The following is a 17261-nucleotide window of genomic DNA, read 5'->3' as shown; positions in this document are numbered from 1 at the left end:
TTTCAACCCTGAACAATATCAAGCTTGGCGATACCCAGCGCCAAGGTCTTGGCGCCCACATCGCGGAACTGGATTTCAGCCTGAGCGTCCTGCCCTGCTCCGCTCAAACCAATGATCGTGCCATCGCCAAACCGCGCATGATGCACGCCCTGACCTACACGATACTGCTTGTCGCCCACGGTGACGCCGGTGGCGACGCCACGCGGTTGACGTGGCGCAATAGTATTGGTGGCCTTGCGTCCAAACGCATCGCCCCGATTGCCTCCGCCCCATCCGGCCCCTGTACTGCTGACCGGCGCCAGCCCAGCCTTGGGCGACAACCACTTCAGGTGCTCTTCCGGAATTTCGTCCAGGAACCGGGACCGCATGGCGTAGCGGGTCTGGCCGTGCAGCATCCGGCTTTGCGCCAGGCTGATGTACAGACGTTGGCGCGCGCGGGTAATCGCCACATACATAAGGCGCCGCTCTTCTTCCAGCCCGGACGCTTCAAGAATGCTGTTCTCGTGCGGGAACAGCCCTTCTTCCAGGCCGGTAATGAATACCGCGTCGAACTCCAGGCCCTTGGCGGCGTGCACCGTCATCAGCTGGACAGCGTCTTGCCCCTGTTGGGCCTGATTGTCGCCGGCTTCCAACGCTGCGTGGGACAGGAATCCCGCCAGCGGCGTCAATCCATCCGAGGCCACGATAGGCGCGTCAACCACGCCCGGCATCAGCGTCGACGAGGTGGCCTGTTCGGGCACCACGCCAGCGGGCATGCCGTCGTAATTCTCTTCGGAAGCGAACACGGCCGCAGCCGTGATCAATTCGTTCAAGTTTTCCAGCCGCTCGGCGCCTTCGCGTTCGGCCTTGTAGTGCGCGTTCAAACCGCTGGTCTCAAGCATGTGCTCGACCACTTCCGGCAACGGCAGGTCGCGCGTCTCTTCGATCAGGCGATGGATAAGCTGCGCAAACTGAGCCAGATTGGACCCGCCCTTGCCCGCCACCAACGCCACCGCGCCATAGAGGCTTGTGTCGTGTGCACGGGCCGCGTCGGCCAGCTGTTCCAGCGTGCGCGCGCCAATGCCGCGCGTCGGAAAATTAACGACCCGCATCCACGACGTATCGTCGTGCGGATTGGCCATCAGGCGCAGATAGGCCAGCGCGTGCTTGATTTCCTGACGCTCGAAAAAGCGCAGGCCGCCATACACCTTGTACGGAATGCCGGCCGAGAAAATCGCATGTTCGAGCACGCGAGATTGCGCGTTGCTGCGATAGAGCACGGCGATTTCGCGGCGCAGGCTGCCTTCGTGGATGAGTGAACGGATTTCGTCCACGATCCATTGCGCTTCCATGCCATCCGACGGCTGTTCGATGACGCGCACCGGTTCGCCTTCGCCCTGGTCAGTCCACAGATTCTTGCCTAGACGACCGGTGTTATGGCCGATCAACGCATTGGCCGAATCCAGAATATGGCCGAACGAACGGTAGTTCTGTTCAAGGCGGATGACGGTGCCGTGCGCATAGTCGCGCTCGAAGTCAGCCATGTTGCCAACGTTCGCGCCGCGGAATGCGTAGATGGATTGGTCATCATCGCCCACGGCGAAGATGGCCGCGCCCCCGCCCGCCAACAAACGCAGCCACTTGTATTGCAGCGTGTTGGTGTCCTGGAACTCGTCGACCAGAATGTGGCGGAAACGCCGTTGATAGTGTTCGCGCACCGGTGCATTGCGCGACAGCAGTTCGTAGGCGCGCAACAACAGCTCGGCAAAATCGACCACACCCTCGCGTTGGCACTGGGCCTCGTAGAGCTGGTAGACCTCGATCAGACGGCGACGATGGGCATCGTAGGCCTCGACATCCGGCGGACGCAGGCCTTCTTCCTTGGCGCCATTGATGAAGCGCTGCACATCGCGTGGCGGAAATTTCTCATCGTCGACGCCGTTGGCCTTCATGAGGCGTTTGATCGCCGCAAGCTGGTCAGTGACATCCAGGATTTGAAAGCTCTGCGGCAGGCCGGCGTCGCGGTGATGCGCGCGCAGCATGCGGTTGCACAGGCCGTGGAACGTGCCGATCCAGAGGCCGCGCGTATCGATCGGCAAAATGGCCGACATACGCGCCAGCATCTCGCGGGCAGCTTTATTGGTGAACGTGACCGCCAGAAGCCCAAAAGGCGAAGCCTGGCCGGTTTGAATCAGCCAGGCCATGCGGGTAGTGAGTACCCGGGTCTTCCCACTGCCCGCCCCGGCCAAGACCAGGGCGTGCTGTGGTTCTAACGTTACTGCGGCGCGTTGTTCAGGGTTTAGCTTCTCTAGCATCATGCCGCGTAGCGGCGCAGACGTTGAGCAAATTGCTCAAGCCCGGCGATGCCGCTTTGCTGGGCGCGCTGGCACCAGGCCTGCAGATCGTTAAGAAGCTGTTCGCTGCTGGCGCTGGAGCTTTCCCAGATACGGCCGAGTTCGCGGCGCATTTGCACCAGCGTCGCCAGCGACTTGTTCTGAGCAATAGCCTTGTCAACGGCTTCGAGCTGTTCCGGCTGGAGGATGTCCTCGTTGCGGTGAATAGCGCGACGCACCTTGTGCAGCTTGTTGTAGCCGCAGTCAGCGTTGCCTTCCTGACGCGAATCCTTCAGCTTGGCCAACTCTTCACGGGCAGCGCTCTTGATCACGTCCGCATAGCGGGCCATGACTTCGTAGCGGTGCGTGATGACGCCTTGCAGCGTGCGCAGGTCAATACCGGTGCGGGTGTCGTCCAGCTTGAGCTTGGGAGCAACCTTCTTGATCTTGGCCAGGCCAAGGAACTTCAGGATGCTGATGTACAGCCAGCCGATGTCGAACTCGTACCACTTGGCCGAAAACTTAGCCGACGTGCCATGAGCGTGGTGATTGTTGTGCAGTTCTTCGCCGCCAATCACGATGCCCCACGGGAACACGTTGGTGCTGGTGTCCGGGCTGTTGTAGTTGCGGTAGCCCCAATAGTGGCCAATACCGTTCACAACGCCAGCTGCCCAGAAGGGAATCCAAGCCATTTGCACGGCCCAGACCGTCAGGCCCATGGCGCCGAACAAGGCGAGGTCGATGGCCAACATGGTCAGAACGCCCCACAAGCTGCGCTTGGTGTAGACGTTGCGTTCGAGCCAGTCGTCAGGCGTGCCGTGGCCGAACTTGGCCATGGTTTCCTTGTTGTTCGATTCTTCGCGATACAGCTCCGCGCCGCGGAACAGTACCTTCCAGATGCCGAAAAGCATCGGCGAATGGGGATCGCCTTCTTTTTCGCATTTGGCGTGGTGCTTGCGGTGAATGGCAACCCATTCCTTGGTGACCATGCCGGTCGTCATCCAGAGCCAGAAACGGAAGAAGTGCATGACGGCAGGATGCAAATCCAGACCGCGGTGCGCTTGGCTGCGATGGAGAAAGACCGTGACCGCAACAATGGTGATGTGCGTCACAACCAGAGTGAAAACGACGACCTGCCACCAAGTGGCTTGGGTCAGACCGCCGGCAATGAAGGAGAGGATGTAATCCATAAAGCTGTTATGAGCCTCGCTTGAGAAGTAGCTGAAGTTTAGCTTACCTTTGCCGTCTTATGACAAGGTAGTTTCAAAATAGTTTTTGAGCGAAATCAAGGACTAAGCCCCAGTTTTGAGCACAGAAAACCACTCTCGCGATCACTTCGGGCAGAACGCGAGGTCGAGCCTTACGGACTTACGGCACTTGGGCCGGCTACCCCATATACGTGGGGGGTATTCGCAATGGCACCAGGTTTTGGCTACATTTCGGTACTAAAGTTCCTGTCAGCTGCGCGACTATCGACTTGAGCGCGCCATAACCTTGGCGCACACTTTCCGCGCAACTGCCGCCCAAACTGTCTCTTTTGCCCCACTGATGTTGCTGAAAAAAATCCGTCCCTATTTTTGTGCTGGCCTGGCTTTGCTCGGGTTTACGGCCATCACGCCCGCTCTGGCGCAAACCATGAAGTCAGGCGACGTCGCCGTGCTGGCTTCGTACTACGAGATAAGGGGGTCGGACTGCCTGGCGCTCCGGGCGCCGCGCGTGGTGATTACCGTGATGCCTAAACTGGGCACCGCCAGCGTTGTGCAGACGCGGGGCCAATCCAGCGATTCCGGCCGCTGCGCTTACAAAGCCGTGGCGGTGTCGCAAGTCGTCTACCAGGCGAATCAGCCAGGTTCCGACGTCTTATCCTGGGAAGTGAAATACCAGAACAAGACAATCGGCACCCGCCGCTACAGCGCTACCGTCGGCGTCACGCCAGCTCCTTGAGCTGGCGCGAGCCAACGGCGTTTTACGCTGGCTTGGCTTCCTTGGCCGGGGTGGCCTCGGTGCCAGCTTCGGCCTCGGCTTCGGCTTCAGCGGCGTCAACTTCAGCCGTGGCAGCTTGGGTTTCCACCTGAACCTCATCGCGCTCCGGCGCATCGGCTTGCACATCTGCATCGATGTCGGCATCAATGTCGGCGTCAGCGTCAGCATCCGTCACCTCGGCGGCTTCGGTTGCATCCGTGGCGGCACCCTTCTTTTTGCGCTCAAAGACGGCAGCAAAGAAGCCATCCGTACCGTGCAAATCGGGACGGAGCTGGACGTAGGGGCCTTCCAGATTCAGGTTTTCGCAACGGGCAGCCAGAATCTCGGCAGCGTCCACGCGTTCGAAATCGGGGTGGCTGGCCAGGAACCGCTCGGCCTGCACCTCGTTTTCTTCCGCCAGCAAGCTGCACGTGGCGTAAACCAGACGGCCGCCGGGCGCGACGCAACGCGACGCGCTGTTCAAGATGCGTTCCTGCAAGCGGCCCAACTCGGCCAGCGATTCCGGGTGCTGGCGCCATTTCAGGTCGGGATTACGGCGCAAAGTGCCGATTCCGCTGCAAGGGGCGTCAACCAGAACGCGCTGGGCCTTGCCAGCCAGACGCTTCACGCGAGCATCGTTTTCGCTGTCAATCACGACGGGCACGACGTTGGACAGGCCACTGCGCGCAAAGCGCGGCTTGGCGCGCGCCAAACGGGCTGCCGACACGTCAAAGGCATACAAACGGCCCGTGGAACGCATCAGTGCGCCCAGCAACAAGGTCTTGCCGCCGGCACCCGCGCAGAAATCGATGATCATTTCGCCACGGCGCGGCGCAACCAGCAGCGCCAGCAACTGGCTGCCTTCGTCCTGCACTTCGATGCTGCCGTTTTCAAATTGCGGCCAGCGATTGATGGCCGGACGGCCTTCCATGCGGATGCCCCACGGCGAGAACGGCATGGCAACGGGTTCGTAGCGGCCAGCGCTTTGCTGCAATTCAGTCAGCATCGCATCGCGTTCGGCCTTCAGCGGATTCACGCGCAGATCCAGGCTGGCCTGGCGATTCAGCGCTTCGACCAGCGTTTCCGGGCTTTCCATGACGCTCAGACGCTCGTCCAGCCAGTCGGGGATGCTGCCGCGTACAGCGCGGGGCAAGGTGGCCAGGTCGATCTGCGACACACGCTTGAGCCATTCAGCTTCGCCCGCATCCAGCCCCTCTTCCAGCGCTTGGGCACCCAAGGTCGCGTTCAAGCCCAGAATGGCCAAACGGCGGGATGCCGGGCCCACACCGCTTTCGCCGAACTGGCGATAACGGCGCAGATGGCGCAGCACGTCATAGACGGCTTCGGCAACTTCAGAGCGATCACGCGCACCCAGGTTCGGGTGGTGGCGCAGCCAGTGCGACAAGGCAGAGTCTGCCGGGTACGTCCATTGCAGGATTTCGCCCAGGACCCGTTGCACTTGGTCGATGCGGATTGCCGCATATGACTGGCGCGGACGGTTGAACTCGGGCTTTTGGGGCGCTTGTTCACGATTGCCGTACGAACCCTCGCCGCCACGCGAACCGGCGGAATGGTTACGTTCTCCGCCGTGGTTGCGTTCACCGCCGTGGTTGCGCTCGCCGCTGCGCTCTTCGCCACGCGGCGCGTTATAGGACGGGCGCGAATCCGACCGGTCCTGGCCTTCGCGGCGCTCTGAACCGTAGGAAGCGCGTTCTCCGCCACGGTTTTCGCCACGCGGGCCATTGCCATAGGACGGGCGCGAATCAGGACGGCCGCCCTGGCCTTCGCGGCGCTCCGAACCGTAGGAAGCGCGTTCGCCGCCACGGTTTTCGCCACGCGGGCCATTGCCATAGGACGGGCGGGAATCAGGACGACCGCCCTGACCTTCGCGGCGTTCCGAACCGTAGGAAGCGCGTTCGCCGCCGCGGTTTTCGCCACGCGGGCCATTGCCGTAGGACGGGCGCGAATCAGGACGACCAGCCTGGCCTTCGCGGCGCTCCGAACCGTAGGAGGCGCGTTCGCCGCCACGGTTTTCGCCACGCGGGCCATTGCCATAGGACGGGCGCGAATCAGGACGGCCGCCCTGACCTTCGCGGCGCTCCGAACCGTAGGAGGCGCGTTCGCCGCCACGGTTTTCGCCACGCGGGCCATTGCCGTAGGACGGGCGCGAATCAGGACGGCCGCCCTGGCCTTCGCGGCGTTCCGAACCGTAGGAGGCGCGTTCGCCGCCACGGTTTTCGCCACGCGGGCCATTGCCATAGGACGGACGCGAATCAGGACGGCCGCCAGAGCCTTCGCGGCGTTCCGAGTTGTACGCGCCACGCTCACCGCCGCGGTTTTCACCACGCGGGGCGTCAAAAGAAGGACGCTGACCCGGACGGCCTTGGCCTGCACGGCCACCGCCCCGGTTTTCACCGCGCGGTGCGTCGAAGGACGGGCGCGGCGCCGGACGGCCGGTATCGCGATTGCCGCTGGGGCGCTCTTCGCGCACACGCTCAGCACGCTCCCGCGGGGGAGCTTGGCGCTCGTCGCCCTTGGGACGCGAGAAAAAGGACCGACCGTCGCGCCCTTCGGAGGCTGCCCTCGGGGTGCCTGCCGGACGAGAACGCGGAGATTGGGGTTTAGTCATGGTGTGTTCCAGTGGGGCGGAAGGTTTCCGCCCGATAAAAGCGATTCAGAGCAATTCGGGGCCGCTCAGGCGGCCGGCGACCAATTAAACAGACGCGCGGGATCTCCCTGCACGTCCACGCGATGGTCGTTTGTCAGGGTAACCCGACCTTCGGCCAGCCAGCGCACTGCGGCCGGAAAAGCCTGATGTTCCACGGCCAGCACGCGGTCGGCCAACAGTTCAGGCGTATCCCCGGCCAGAACAGGCACACAGCCCTGCGCAATGATGGGGCCATGGTCGAGGACCGGCGTGACGAAGTGCACCGTGCAGCCGTGAACGCGCACGCCCGTGGCCAAGGCCTGGGCGTGCGTGTGCAGCCCGGGAAATGCCGGCAGCAAGGAGGGATGGATATTAACCAGTCTGCCTGCGTAATGATTGACAAAGCCCGGCGTCAGAACGCGCATGAACCCCGCCAAGATGACGTAGTCCGGCGAGTAGCGGTCGATTTCGGCGGCCAGGGCCGTGTCGAAGGCGTCCCGGCTGGCGTAGTCCTTGTGATACAGCGCAGCCGTGGGAATGCCCTGCCCGGCAGCCCACTCCAGGCCTCCGGCATCGGGGCGGCTGGCAATGACGGCGGCGATGTCGGCTGGCCAGCCCTCAAGGCGGCAGGCCTCGGCCAGCGCCTGCATATTGCTGCCCCGCCCTGAAATCAGGATGACAAGGCGGCGCTTAGAGAATTGTGTTTCCGGCAAGATAGAGAATCCAAAGGTTTTAGCCCCCCAAAGGCGCGCCCAACGTATGGGCTTCCTGCCCGCGAAAGGGGCCAATTGCCTGGGCAAAAGGGTTTGTCCGCCACCCTCTTGCACCCCGGAAACAACGGTGGCGCACAAAGAGATAGGGGGATAAGAACAAACCCGGAATCCAAAATTGTAAACTCTCGCTCGTGAAACCATCGCTGCGCATCTACCGATCCCTGCCTCCGCCCGACCGGCGCGCTCCTTGCGCGCTGACGATCGGCAATTTCGACGGCGTCCATCGCGGACACCAGGCCATGCTGGCGCGCGTCTGCGAAGTCGCCCGCGAGCGGGGTCTGATGCCTGCTGTCATGACGTTCGAGCCGCATCCGCGGGAATATTTCGCCACGCTGAACCAACGCCCGGAATTGGCGCCTACCCGGATATCCGGGCTGCGCGACAAACTGGCGGCGCTGGCGCGTTACGGCATATCCCAGGTCGTCGTTGAACGCTTTAACGCCCGGCTGGCCGAAATGTCGGCCAATGCCTTCATTGAAAACCTGCTGGTGCAGGGCCTGCAAGCCAAATGGCTGCTGGTGGGCGAAGACTTCCGTTTTGGCCATAAGCGCAGCGGCGATATCGACTTGCTGCGTGAAGCTGGCATGCGTCACGGTTTCGAGGTGCAGACGCTGGCTGACGTGACCGACCGGCAAGGCCACCGGATTTCCAGCTCTGAAGTCCGCACATCGCTGGCCGTGGGCGATCTGGATCGCGCCCGCCACCTGCTGGGCCATCCCTTCCATATCAGCGGCCATGTCATCCATGGCCAGAAGCTGGGCCGCACCCTCGGTTTTCCCACCATGAACCTGCGCGTGGCCGAACGCTGCGCCGCGCGTTCAGGCATTTATGTGGTTCAGGTCTATGGTCTGGCCGACCACCCGCTGCCCGCCGTGGCAAGCCTGGGCGTGCGGCCGACAGTCGAAGATCGGGGCCGCGTGCTGTTAGAGTCACACCTCCTCAACGACACCATCAACGCTTACGGTAAACTCGTACGCGTCGAATTCCTGCAAAAGCTGCGGGACGAAGAAAAATTTCCTGACCTCCCTTCCCTGACTGCCGCCATCGCCGAAGACGCGCGAAACGCGCGCGCCTATTTTGCCGTTCATGGACTATAAAAAGACCCTCAACCTGCCCGAAACCCCCTTCCCCATGCGGGGCGACCTTGCCAAGCGCGAGCCCGCCTGGATTTCGCAATGGGAGGAAAACCACGTCTACCAGGCGATCCGAGCCGCCAGCCGCGGCCGCCCGCGCTTTGTGCTGCACGACGGCCCGCCCTACGCAAACGGTGACATTCACATCGGTCACGCGGTCAACAAGATCCTGAAGGACATCATCGTCAAGAGCCGCAACATGGCCGGCTATGACGCGCATTACGTGCCGGGCTGGGACTGCCACGGCATGCCGATCGAAATTCAGATCGAAAAGAAGTTCGGCAAGCACCTGCCCGTGGCTGAAGTGCAGTCGAAGGCTCGCGCTTACGCGCTTGAGCAGATCGACCGCCAGCGCAAGGATTTCAAGCGTCTGGGCGTGCTGGGCGAGTGGGATCGTCCGTACATGACGATGAACTTCAGCAATGAAGCCGACGAAATCCGTGCGCTGGGCCGCATTCTGGATAAGGGTTACGTGTTCCGCGGCTTGAAGCCCGTGAACTGGTGTTTTGACTGCGGCTCGGCCCTGGCCGAAGCCGAAGTGGAATACGCCGACCGCGTAGATCCCGCCGTTGACGTCGCTTTCCCGTTTGCCGAACACGCCAAGCTGGCGACAGCCTTTGGCTTGAATTCGGTGGACGATGGCGCCATCGTCATCTGGACCACCACGCCCTGGACCATCCCGTCCAACCAGGCGCTGAACCTGCATCCGGAAATTGAGTACGCGCTGGTGCGCGTGTCGCCCGCGCCCAAGTTCGGCCCTCTGCTGCTGATTGCAAAAGAGCGCGTCGAAGCCTGCTTGAAGCAATGGCATCTGGAAGGCGAAGTCATCGCCACCGCCCCCGGCGCCGCGCTGTCGGGCATTGAATTCCGCCACCCGCTGGCGCAGTTCAACGCCGCCTATGACCGCACGGCCCCCGTGTACTTGGGCGATTACGTCACCGCCGATTCCGGCACGGGCGTCGTCCACTCGGCGCCCGCCTACGGTATTGAAGACTTTGTGTCGTGCAAAGAGCACGGCATGAAAGACGCCGACATCATCAGCCCGGTCATGGGCGACGGCAAATACGTCGACAGCCTGGCGCTGTTTGGCGGCTTGTCCATCTGGGAAGCCAACCCCAAGATCGTCGAAGCGCTGACGGAAGCGGGCGCGCTGATGCATGTGGAAAAGCACAAGCACAGCTACATGCACTGCTGGCGCCACAAGACGCCGATCATCTACCGCGCCACCAGCCAATGGTTCGCCGGCATGGACGTTGCTCCCAAGGATGGCGGCCCGACCCTGCGCGAATCGGCCTTGGCCGGTATTGATGCCACGGCGTTCTATCCGGCCTGGGGCCGCGCCCGCCTGCACGCCATGATCGCCAACCGTCCGGACTGGACCCTGTCGCGCCAGCGTCAGTGGGGTGTGCCGATGGCGTTCTTCGTGCACAAGGAAACCGGCGAGCTGCACCCGCGCACGTCCGAATTGCTGGAACAAGTGGCGCAACGCGTCGAGCAAGGCGGCATTGAAGCCTGGCAAGCCATTGAACCCCGCGACCTGCTGGGCGACGAGGCCGACCAATACGAAAAGAACCGCGACACGCTGGACGTGTGGTTTGATTCTGGCAGCACGCACGCCACGGTGTTGGGCGGCAAAGACGGCGACTTCGCCGGCTCGCACGGCGCTGAACTGGGCTGGCCCGCCGATCTGTACCTGGAAGGCTCCGACCAGCATCGCGGCTGGTTCCATTCGTCGCTGCTGACTGGCTGCATGCTTTACGGCCAACCGCCCTACAAGGCGCTGCTCACGCACGGCTTCGTGGTGGACGGCCAAGGCCGCAAGATGAGCAAGTCGGTGGGCAACGTGATTGCCCCGCAAAAGATTTCCGACTCGCTGGGCTCGGAAATCCTGCGTTTGTGGGTCGCTTCCACCGACTATTCGGGTGAACTGTCCATCTCGGACGAAATCCTGAAGCGCGTGGTCGAAGGCTACCGCCGTATCCGCAACACGCTGCGCTTCCTGCTGGCCAACGTGGCCGACTTCGACGCCGTGTCGCAAGCCGTGCCGTATGGCGAGCTGTTCGAAATCGACCGCTACGCGCTGGCCATGACGGCGCAGATGCAGTCCGAAGTGCAGACCAACTACGAACGCTATGACTTCCACCCGGCTGTCTCGCGCTTGCAGACGTTCTGCTCGGAAGACTTGGGCGCGTTCTACCTGGACATTCTGAAAGACCGTCTGTACACGTCGGCCCCGGGCAGCGTTGCCCGCCGCTCGGCGCAAACAGCGCTGATGGACATCACGCAGACGCTGCTGAAGTTGATGGCCCCGATCCTGTCCTTCACGGCAGAAGAAGCCTGGAAGGAATTGGTCGGTTCCGCATTGAAGCATCAGGCCGACGCAGCCCGCACGACGATCTTCACCGAGGTCTACCACGCGCTGCCGCCGTTTGCCGACGCCGACGCGCTGTCGGCCAAGTGGACGCGCCTGCGCGCCATCCGAGCCGAAGTCCAGCGCAAGCTGGAAGAAGTGCGCACGGCCGGCGACATCGGTTCGTCGCTACAGGCTGAAGTGGATCTCTACGCCAATGGCGATGATCAGCAACTGCTGGCCAGCCTGGGCGACGACCTGCGGTTTGTGCTGATCGTTTCACGCGCAACCGTGCACGCAGGCGAAGGTGAAACCCGTATCGACGTCACGCCGTCGGCGCACAAGAAGTGCGAGCGCTGCTGGCATTGGCGTTTGGATGTCGGCCAAAACTCGGATAACCCCGAGATCTGCGGCCGTTGCGTGTCGAACCTGTTTGGCTCGGGCGAAGCCCGCGACAAGGCTTGAGCATGGCCCGCCCCTCCGATACGGGAGTGACGGGCGCCGCCCCCACCCGCGCCGCTCCGGCGCGAGTGGCCGGCTGGCTGGCCCTTGCGCTGGCCATCATCGTGCTGGACCAACTGACCAAGGTCTACTTCAACACGACGTTCCAGTATGGCGAACGTGTCAACGTGCTGCCGGTCTTTGACTTCACGTTGCTGTTCAATCGCGGAGCGGCCTTCAGCTTCCTGGCGTCCGAAGAAGGCTGGCAGCGCTGGCTATTCACGGGCCTGGGCTGCGTGGCGGCTGTGGTGATCACGATCATCCTGCGCCGCACGCATGGCCAGCCCCGGTTCAGCCTGGCGCTGACCCTGATCCTGGGCGGCGCCATTGGCAACGTCATCGACCGGGTGGTGTATGGCCACGTGGTGGACTTTCTGTTGTTCTATTGGAACGACTCGTACTTCCCCGCCTTCAACCTGGCGGACGTAGGGATCAGCTGCGGCGCCGTGCTGCTGGTGCTGGACGAACTGCTGCGCGCTCGCAAGCCCAAGCCGCAGGCCTAGGACTGGGCGCAACCTGATACCGGGCAATCCGGGGCGCTACTACCCCGGCTTGCCCTTCGTCAGCAGGCTTTCGTCCTACTTGATGCCCCCCTGAATGCATCGCGAACGGCGCAACGCCGCAATGCAGAATAAAATCATCCTCCATTCCTTGATTTCACGGCGCTGAACCCGCCGCCCCACCCTCATGCTCGATCTCGCCCGCAAACGCATCGTCCTCGGTCTGACCGGGGGCATCGCCTGCTACAAAATCGCCGAGCTGGTGCGGCGCATGACTGAACAAGGCGCCACCGTTGACGTGGTTATGACCGAAGCAGCCACGCATTTCATTACCCCGGTCACCATGCAGGCTCTGTCGGGCCGGCCGGTGTTCATCGACGCCTGGGACGCGCGCGTGCCCAACAACATGGCGCATATCGATCTGACACGCGGCGCCGACGCCGTGCTGATTGCTCCCGCCAGCGCCGACTTCATGGCCAAGCTGGCCCATGGCATGGCCGACGATTTGCTGTCCACGCTGTGTCTGGCACGCGCCTGTCCCCTTTTGGTGGCGCCTGCCATGAACCGCGAGATGTGGGCCAACCCGGCCACGCAGCGCAATGTTGAACAACTGCGCGCAGATGGCATCGCCGTGTTGGGTCCTTCGGCCGGAGAACAGGCCTGCGGCGAAACGGGCGACGGCCGCATGCTCGAAGCGCACGAACTGTTGACCGACCTGATCGCATTCTTCCAGCCCAAGTTGCTGGCTGGCCGCCACGTGCTGCTGACTGCTGGCCCCACGTCCGAACCTGTCGACCCGGTGCGTGTGCTTAGTAATCGTTCGTCGGGCAAGACCGGCTACGCCCTGGCGCGCGCCGCCCGCGAAGCCGGCGCTCGCGTCACACTGATAACAGGCGCCACCTTTCTGCCCATCCCGCGCGGCGTTACCGCGTTGTCGGTAACCACCGCACGCCAAATGCATGACGCCGTGATGGCCAGCGCAACAGATGCGGACATTTTTATTGCGGTAGCTGCGGTGGCCGACTGGCGCGTCAAGAATGTCAGCACGCAAAAGTTGAAGAAGACCAGTGAAGGCGGCGGCGCGCCGCTGATGGAATTCGAACCCAATCCGGACATCCTGGCCGAAGTGGCCAAGCTGAAAAACGGCCCGTGGTGTGTGGGCTTCGCGGCGGAAACCGAAAAGCTTGCCGAACACGCCGAAGCCAAGCGCGCCCGCAAGGGCATCCCGCTGCTGGTGGGCAACCTGGCGCACAAGGTCATGGATGCCGACACCACCGAGCTTGTGCTGTTTGACGAGCAAGGCGCGCACCCTCTGCCAGCCGCAGACAAGCTGGACGCAGCGCGCCGCTTGATCGCGGAAATTGCCGCGCGTTATCCGGCGTGATTCGGCGAGCCTTTCGAGGCGCGGCCAACACGTAGGTTGGATCAGGCGCCAGAACGCGCAAGCCCCATCGTCCAAGCACGAACAAAAACGCCAGATCCGAGAACCGGACCTGGCGTTTTTTTCAAGCTGTCCTACGGACTGCTGTAGCCTGCGGGAAAATCTATGGCAGAACGTCTCGCCCTGCCCTCGACCTGCCGGCCAAGGGTTCACGGAACAGAAGGCCACGGAGCACGGTGATTACTGTTCCAGGCTGATGTTCGCGGCCTTCACGATATCGGCCCACTGCTTGCGATCGTTTTCCAGAAACTGGCTGGTCTTCTCTGCCGTCATGCCCGTGACCGGTTCAGAGCCCAGAGCCGCCATCTTTTCGATCACCGAAGGCTGTTTCAGCACGTCTTGCAACGCGGCGTAGTAGGCCGCCTGCACATCGGCCGGCAAGCCAGCAGGTGCGAAGACGCCCTGCCATGTCGGCATGTCAAAACCCTTCAAACCTTGCTCGTCCAAAGTCGGAACGTTGGGCAATTGCGGCGAGCGCTTGAGCGAAGCGACGGCGATCGCCTTGACCTTGCCTTGCGAGACCAGCGGCGCGGCCGTGGAGATGTTGTCCATCGTCATCGCGATATGACCGCCCAGCAAATCGGTAATGACGGGCGCCGCTCCGCGATACGCGGCATGCGGCACTTTCACGCCCATCTTGTACAGCATGGTTTCGGCGATCAGATGGTTCGAAATGCCCACGCCGGCGGTGCCATAGGTCGCCGTCGGCGTCTTCTGGAAGTAGTCCTTGAGCTCGGCCAGATTATTGGCCGGCACATCCTTGTTCACGATGACCACGTTGGGCTGCACCGCAGCCAGCGTGATGGGCGTGAAATCCGCGGGCTTGTAGTTCGTGCCCTTGGGATTCAAGACGTGCGTAATGGCCATGGAACCGGCCGCAGCGATGCCGATGGTGTAGCCGTCGGCAGGCGATTGCGACAGGCGGTACGCCATGATGTTGCCCCCCGCTCCGGCCAGGTTTTCAACGACGACCGACTGGCCCAGGCGCTGCGAAAGCGGCTCGGCCAACAGGCGGGCCAGGGTATCGGCGGAGCCGCCCGGCGCGAAACCGACCAAGAGCCGCACGGGCTTGGTCGGCTTCCACGCTTCGGCTGCCGCCGCGGAAGTGGCTGCCAGGGCGGTAACGGCGAAAAGTGCGCCTGCGGCGCATTGCAAAGTACGGCTGAACATGGTGATGCTCCAAACAATGAATTGACGAAGAGGGCTTCGTCTCCCCTCGCCGCTCTCCCGGCGCGGCCGCAGGCGCATTCGCCTGCGGCCACACATCGGAGTGCTCTCGGCGGCGTTATTCCAAAAGTTGCGCCAGCGCTTGCGCGACCACACGGTTGGACAGCAGCACCGGGCGGCCCGATGCCTGCGCAACCGCTTGGCGCATGCGCTCGGCATAGCCCATGCAGTGCATGACGATCAGATCGCACGATGCGAGATCCCGTCCGGCTTGCGCGAAATTGCGCACGGCTTGCTCGGGGTCTGCTTCGTAGGGCGAGGCATGCACTACCTGCGTCTGGCAGGCCAAGGGCACGGCCATATGAAAGAAGTCGACTTGCTCGGCCAAAGGCACGACCAGGCCGACCTTGCGGCAATGCTGCGACAGGCCGGCGACCAGATGGTCCACGACCTGCTGCGGCTCAACCACCAAGGTGCGCATCGGCGCGATTGCCGTCCCGGTGCATAAAGGCACCAGCATGTCGTAACCGGCGGCGTCCGCCTGACTCATCACCTGCGCCAACCGGGCTTCGGCCGCGGCGGCGTCCAGCTGAATCTGCGTCCCATCACGCAGGCGCGTAGCGAATTGATATTCACCCGCACGCGGCGCCATGGCCGCCAATGCCGCCGCGTCCAGATCGTCAAGCGCTCCGAATTCATCGATGCGCACTTGCGGGCCCAGCAGCCGTGCCATTTCGGGTACGACATCACTGCGCGGCGATTCGCCGATGGTAAAAAATGCGACTCGGCGCGATTGCGGAGATTGCAGCGCGCTCATTGCGCGGCGCCTTCTTCATGACCGACCGTTTGCAGGTGAGCCATCGACCCATAGCGGCGTTGCAGCGCGCCCCATTCCGCGTCGTCGAAAAACGTCATCGTGCCCTGGCCGTACAGCTTGGCGATCTCGATACAAAAGCGCATGGCGACGTCAGCATCCACGGCATTGGTGACGCCGGTTGCACAACCGGGAACGGTGGTCTGGGCGGTCAGCGCCACACCGACCACCGGCGCGTCGGTGACGATCGCAGGCTGCATCAACGAATTCACGTGCCACAAACCGTTTTCGTAGGGCGTGATGTCTTGCGTGGTCAGCGGCAAGGTCACGGGCAGCTCACCGCTGACCCAGCCCATTACGTCCAGCATGGTTTCGGGAATGCGCAACAGATAGCCTTGCTTGGCGACCGGCGTCAACGCCACGCCGCGTTTGTTGACCAGGCGGTTGCCACGCGTGGTGTCCACCGACAGGATGGCGTCCATGCGCGTATCCACTTCATGCGACATCATTTCGCGCATGGGAAAAGGCGAACGCATCATTGGCACCGGGTGGTGCGGGCGCGTACCGGCGCGCGGGCAGATATGGGTGCGAATGCGCACCGTGCCCGGCATTACGTCGCCCTGACGAGCCATCGCCATCAGCTTGAGCGCGGCGGCAATAGCCACGACCGCGCCGTCGCTGTCGGACACCAGCCCCGTCACCGCGGGGCGTGCACCGATGCCGCCCAAGCGGCCAACAATACCGAGCTGCGGCGCGGCGTCATCCGCACCGGGAATCACGATGGAAAGGAAATCCGTGGCGGCGCCATCGCGCTCCAACCGGGTGACCGTCACCTCGCAATTGCCGGCCTCGCGCAGCACCTGCGCCACGGCTTCGCCTGTGATGTGGGCAGACGACAAAAGCTCGATGGTGTCGATAACTTGCTTCATGCCGGAATCTCCAGCGGGCCGGGCCGGAACACGCGCGGCTCTTGATGACCCACGAACAAGGGCGCATCGTGCGGCCCCACCAACGCAATACTGTCGCCACGCACGCGCAGCGCAGAACCTTCGGGCAAGCCCAGAACCGGCATCGTGGGATTCAGTGTGCAGAACTCTGCCAGGCGCTGGGCGCGCGTTTCACCGCGGTGTCCGGGCGGATGGGCGTTGGTGTAGTGCGGATTGATTTGAAACGACAACAGGCCCAAGGCGTCGAAGCCTTCCGGGTCCGTGATGGGCATATCGTTCGTGGTGCAGATGCTGGGGCACGTCAGGTTGGAACCCGCGCTCCAGCCCAGATAGGCCGCGCCCTGGCGTACCCGGCGTGCCACGACGCTGAGCAGACCTTGACGACGCAACTGGCCCAGCAGATTGAATGTATTCCCGCCGCCCACGATGATGACCGATGCCGCTTCCAATGCAGCCACCGGGTCTTGCGCCCGATGCAGACCTTGAATATTCAAGCCTGTGTCCGCCAGTGCCGACACCACCAGCGCGGTGTAGTCATCCCAATTGCGCGTCACGCCCGCATACGGCAGGAACACGGCCGGCGCGCCTTGCGGCACAGACTCGATCAGTTCGCGAATGTCGGGCATGGCGTGCACCAGATAACCGGCGTCGCTGCTGGAATTGCTAAGAAGCAAGAGGTTCATGGAAGAAATTCCGTAGAGGGAGTTTGGGGTG

13 protein-coding genes are annotated in these 17261 nt (G+C 62.9%); 5 read left to right on the top strand and 8 right to left on the bottom strand.

Annotation, left to right across the window (positions count from 1 at the left end; genetic code table 11):
- Nucleotides 1–2: 2 nt before the first annotated feature.
- Both RAS12_RS03035 and RAS12_RS03030 read right to left on the bottom strand, forming a co-directional pair.
- A complete protein-coding gene (locus RAS12_RS03035; RefSeq protein ID WP_306945020.1) occupies nucleotides 3–2297 on the bottom strand; it encodes a UvrD-helicase domain-containing protein in 2295 nt (764 codons plus the stop codon).
- A complete protein-coding gene (locus RAS12_RS03030; protein ID WP_306945019.1) occupies nucleotides 2294–3502 on the bottom strand; it encodes a DesA family fatty acid desaturase in 1209 nt (402 codons plus the stop codon). The genes RAS12_RS03035 and RAS12_RS03030 overlap by 4 nt, the downstream gene beginning before the upstream one ends.
- Nucleotides 3503–3860: 358 nt before the next feature.
- Between RAS12_RS03030 and RAS12_RS03025 the strand changes: the two genes are divergently transcribed.
- Nucleotides 3861–4256 carry a hypothetical protein gene (locus tag RAS12_RS03025; protein WP_306945018.1) on the top strand — a complete coding sequence of 132 codons (396 nt, stop codon included), beginning with the start codon at nucleotides 3861–3863 and terminating at the stop codon, nucleotides 4254–4256.
- 22 nt (nucleotides 4257–4278) lie between these two features.
- On the opposite strand, the gene RAS12_RS03020 is transcribed toward RAS12_RS03025, so the two are convergent.
- Nucleotides 4279–5733, bottom strand: a complete 1455-nt coding sequence (locus RAS12_RS03020) for an RsmB/NOP family class I SAM-dependent RNA methyltransferase (RefSeq protein ID WP_306951286.1) — start codon at nucleotides 5731–5733, stop codon at nucleotides 4279–4281.
- Nucleotides 5734–6968: 1235 nt separating this feature from the next.
- The gene (purN, locus tag RAS12_RS03015; protein ID WP_306945017.1) at nucleotides 6969–7634 is read right to left on the bottom strand and encodes a phosphoribosylglycinamide formyltransferase; all 666 of its coding nucleotides are present in this window, start codon (nucleotides 7632–7634) and stop codon (nucleotides 6969–6971) included.
- A gap of 191 nt (nucleotides 7635–7825) precedes the next feature.
- Between purN and RAS12_RS03010 the strand changes: the two genes are divergently transcribed.
- The 4 genes from RAS12_RS03010 (at nucleotide 7826) to coaBC (ending at nucleotide 13562) form a co-directional block, all read left to right on the top strand.
- The gene (locus RAS12_RS03010; RefSeq protein WP_306945016.1) at nucleotides 7826–8791 is read left to right on the top strand and encodes a bifunctional riboflavin kinase/FAD synthetase; all 966 of its coding nucleotides are present in this window, start codon (nucleotides 7826–7828) and stop codon (nucleotides 8789–8791) included.
- Complete coding sequence (gene ileS, locus RAS12_RS03005; protein WP_306945015.1) at nucleotides 8781–11642, top strand: isoleucine--tRNA ligase; 2862 nt, start codon at nucleotides 8781–8783, stop codon at nucleotides 11640–11642. The genes RAS12_RS03010 and ileS overlap by 11 nt, the downstream gene beginning before the upstream one ends.
- Before the next feature lie 2 nt (nucleotides 11643–11644).
- Nucleotides 11645–12181 carry a signal peptidase II gene (gene lspA / locus RAS12_RS03000; protein WP_306945014.1) on the top strand — a complete coding sequence of 179 codons (537 nt, stop codon included), beginning with the start codon at nucleotides 11645–11647 and terminating at the stop codon, nucleotides 12179–12181.
- Between the two features lie 184 nt (nucleotides 12182–12365).
- The gene (gene coaBC / locus RAS12_RS02995; RefSeq protein ID WP_306945013.1) at nucleotides 12366–13562 is read left to right on the top strand and encodes a bifunctional phosphopantothenoylcysteine decarboxylase/phosphopantothenate--cysteine ligase CoaBC; all 1197 of its coding nucleotides are present in this window, start codon (nucleotides 12366–12368) and stop codon (nucleotides 13560–13562) included.
- Between the two features lie 237 nt (nucleotides 13563–13799).
- Here coaBC and RAS12_RS02990 read toward each other — a convergent pair whose 3' ends face one another.
- The 4 genes from RAS12_RS02990 to pepE form a co-directional block, all read right to left on the bottom strand.
- Complete coding sequence (locus RAS12_RS02990) at nucleotides 13800–14789, bottom strand: Bug family tripartite tricarboxylate transporter substrate binding protein (RefSeq protein WP_306945012.1); 990 nt, start codon at nucleotides 14787–14789, stop codon at nucleotides 13800–13802.
- A 115-nt stretch (nucleotides 14790–14904) separates the two neighbouring features.
- Nucleotides 14905–15603 carry an AroM family protein gene (locus RAS12_RS02985; protein WP_306945011.1) on the bottom strand — a complete coding sequence of 233 codons (699 nt, stop codon included), beginning with the start codon at nucleotides 15601–15603 and terminating at the stop codon, nucleotides 14905–14907.
- On the bottom strand, nucleotides 15600–16529 hold the full coding sequence (locus RAS12_RS02980) for a DUF1177 domain-containing protein (protein ID WP_306945010.1): 930 nt from the start codon (nucleotides 16527–16529) through the stop codon (nucleotides 15600–15602). The genes RAS12_RS02985 and RAS12_RS02980 overlap by 4 nt, the downstream gene beginning before the upstream one ends.
- Nucleotides 16526–17230 (bottom strand): dipeptidase PepE, encoded by a 705-nt coding sequence (gene pepE / locus RAS12_RS02975; RefSeq protein WP_306945009.1) that lies wholly within the window; start codon nucleotides 17228–17230, stop codon nucleotides 16526–16528. Before pepE ends, RAS12_RS02980 begins: the two co-directional genes overlap by 4 nt.
- Between the last annotated feature and the right edge of the window lie 31 nt (nucleotides 17231–17261).

Origin of the sequence: Achromobacter seleniivolatilans, assembly GCF_030864005.1 — a bacterium.
In the GTDB taxonomy this organism is placed as follows: domain Bacteria; phylum Pseudomonadota; class Gammaproteobacteria; order Burkholderiales; family Burkholderiaceae_B; genus Achromobacter; species Achromobacter seleniivolatilans.
This window is presented reverse-complemented; position numbering and strand designations above follow the sequence as displayed.

What these genes read in the sequence shown, in the direction of transcription:
- ileS (WP_306945015.1), top strand. Translation starts at nt 8,781, where the DNA reads ATGGACTATAAAAAGACCCTCAACCTGCCCGAAACCCCCTTCCCCATG.
- pepE (WP_306945009.1), bottom strand. Translation starts at nt 17,230, where the DNA reads ATGAACCTCTTGCTTCTTAGCAATTCCAGCAGCGACGCCGGTTATCTG.
- RAS12_RS02990 (WP_306945012.1), bottom strand. Translation starts at nt 14,789, where the DNA reads ATGTTCAGCCGTACTTTGCAATGCGCCGCAGGCGCACTTTTCGCCGTT.
- RAS12_RS02980 (WP_306945010.1), bottom strand. Translation starts at nt 16,529, where the DNA reads ATGAAGCAAGTTATCGACACCATCGAGCTTTTGTCGTCTGCCCACATC.
- RAS12_RS03025 (WP_306945018.1), top strand. Translation starts at nt 3,861, where the DNA reads ATGTTGCTGAAAAAAATCCGTCCCTATTTTTGTGCTGGCCTGGCTTTG.
- RAS12_RS02985 (WP_306945011.1), bottom strand. Translation starts at nt 15,603, where the DNA reads ATGAGCGCGCTGCAATCTCCGCAATCGCGCCGAGTCGCATTTTTTACC.
- RAS12_RS03030 (WP_306945019.1), bottom strand. Translation starts at nt 3,502, where the DNA reads ATGGATTACATCCTCTCCTTCATTGCCGGCGGTCTGACCCAAGCCACT.
- coaBC (WP_306945013.1), top strand. Translation starts at nt 12,366, where the DNA reads ATGCTCGATCTCGCCCGCAAACGCATCGTCCTCGGTCTGACCGGGGGC.
- lspA (WP_306945014.1), top strand. Translation starts at nt 11,645, where the DNA reads ATGGCCCGCCCCTCCGATACGGGAGTGACGGGCGCCGCCCCCACCCGC.
- RAS12_RS03035 (WP_306945020.1), bottom strand. Translation starts at nt 2,297, where the DNA reads ATGATGCTAGAGAAGCTAAACCCTGAACAACGCGCCGCAGTAACGTTA.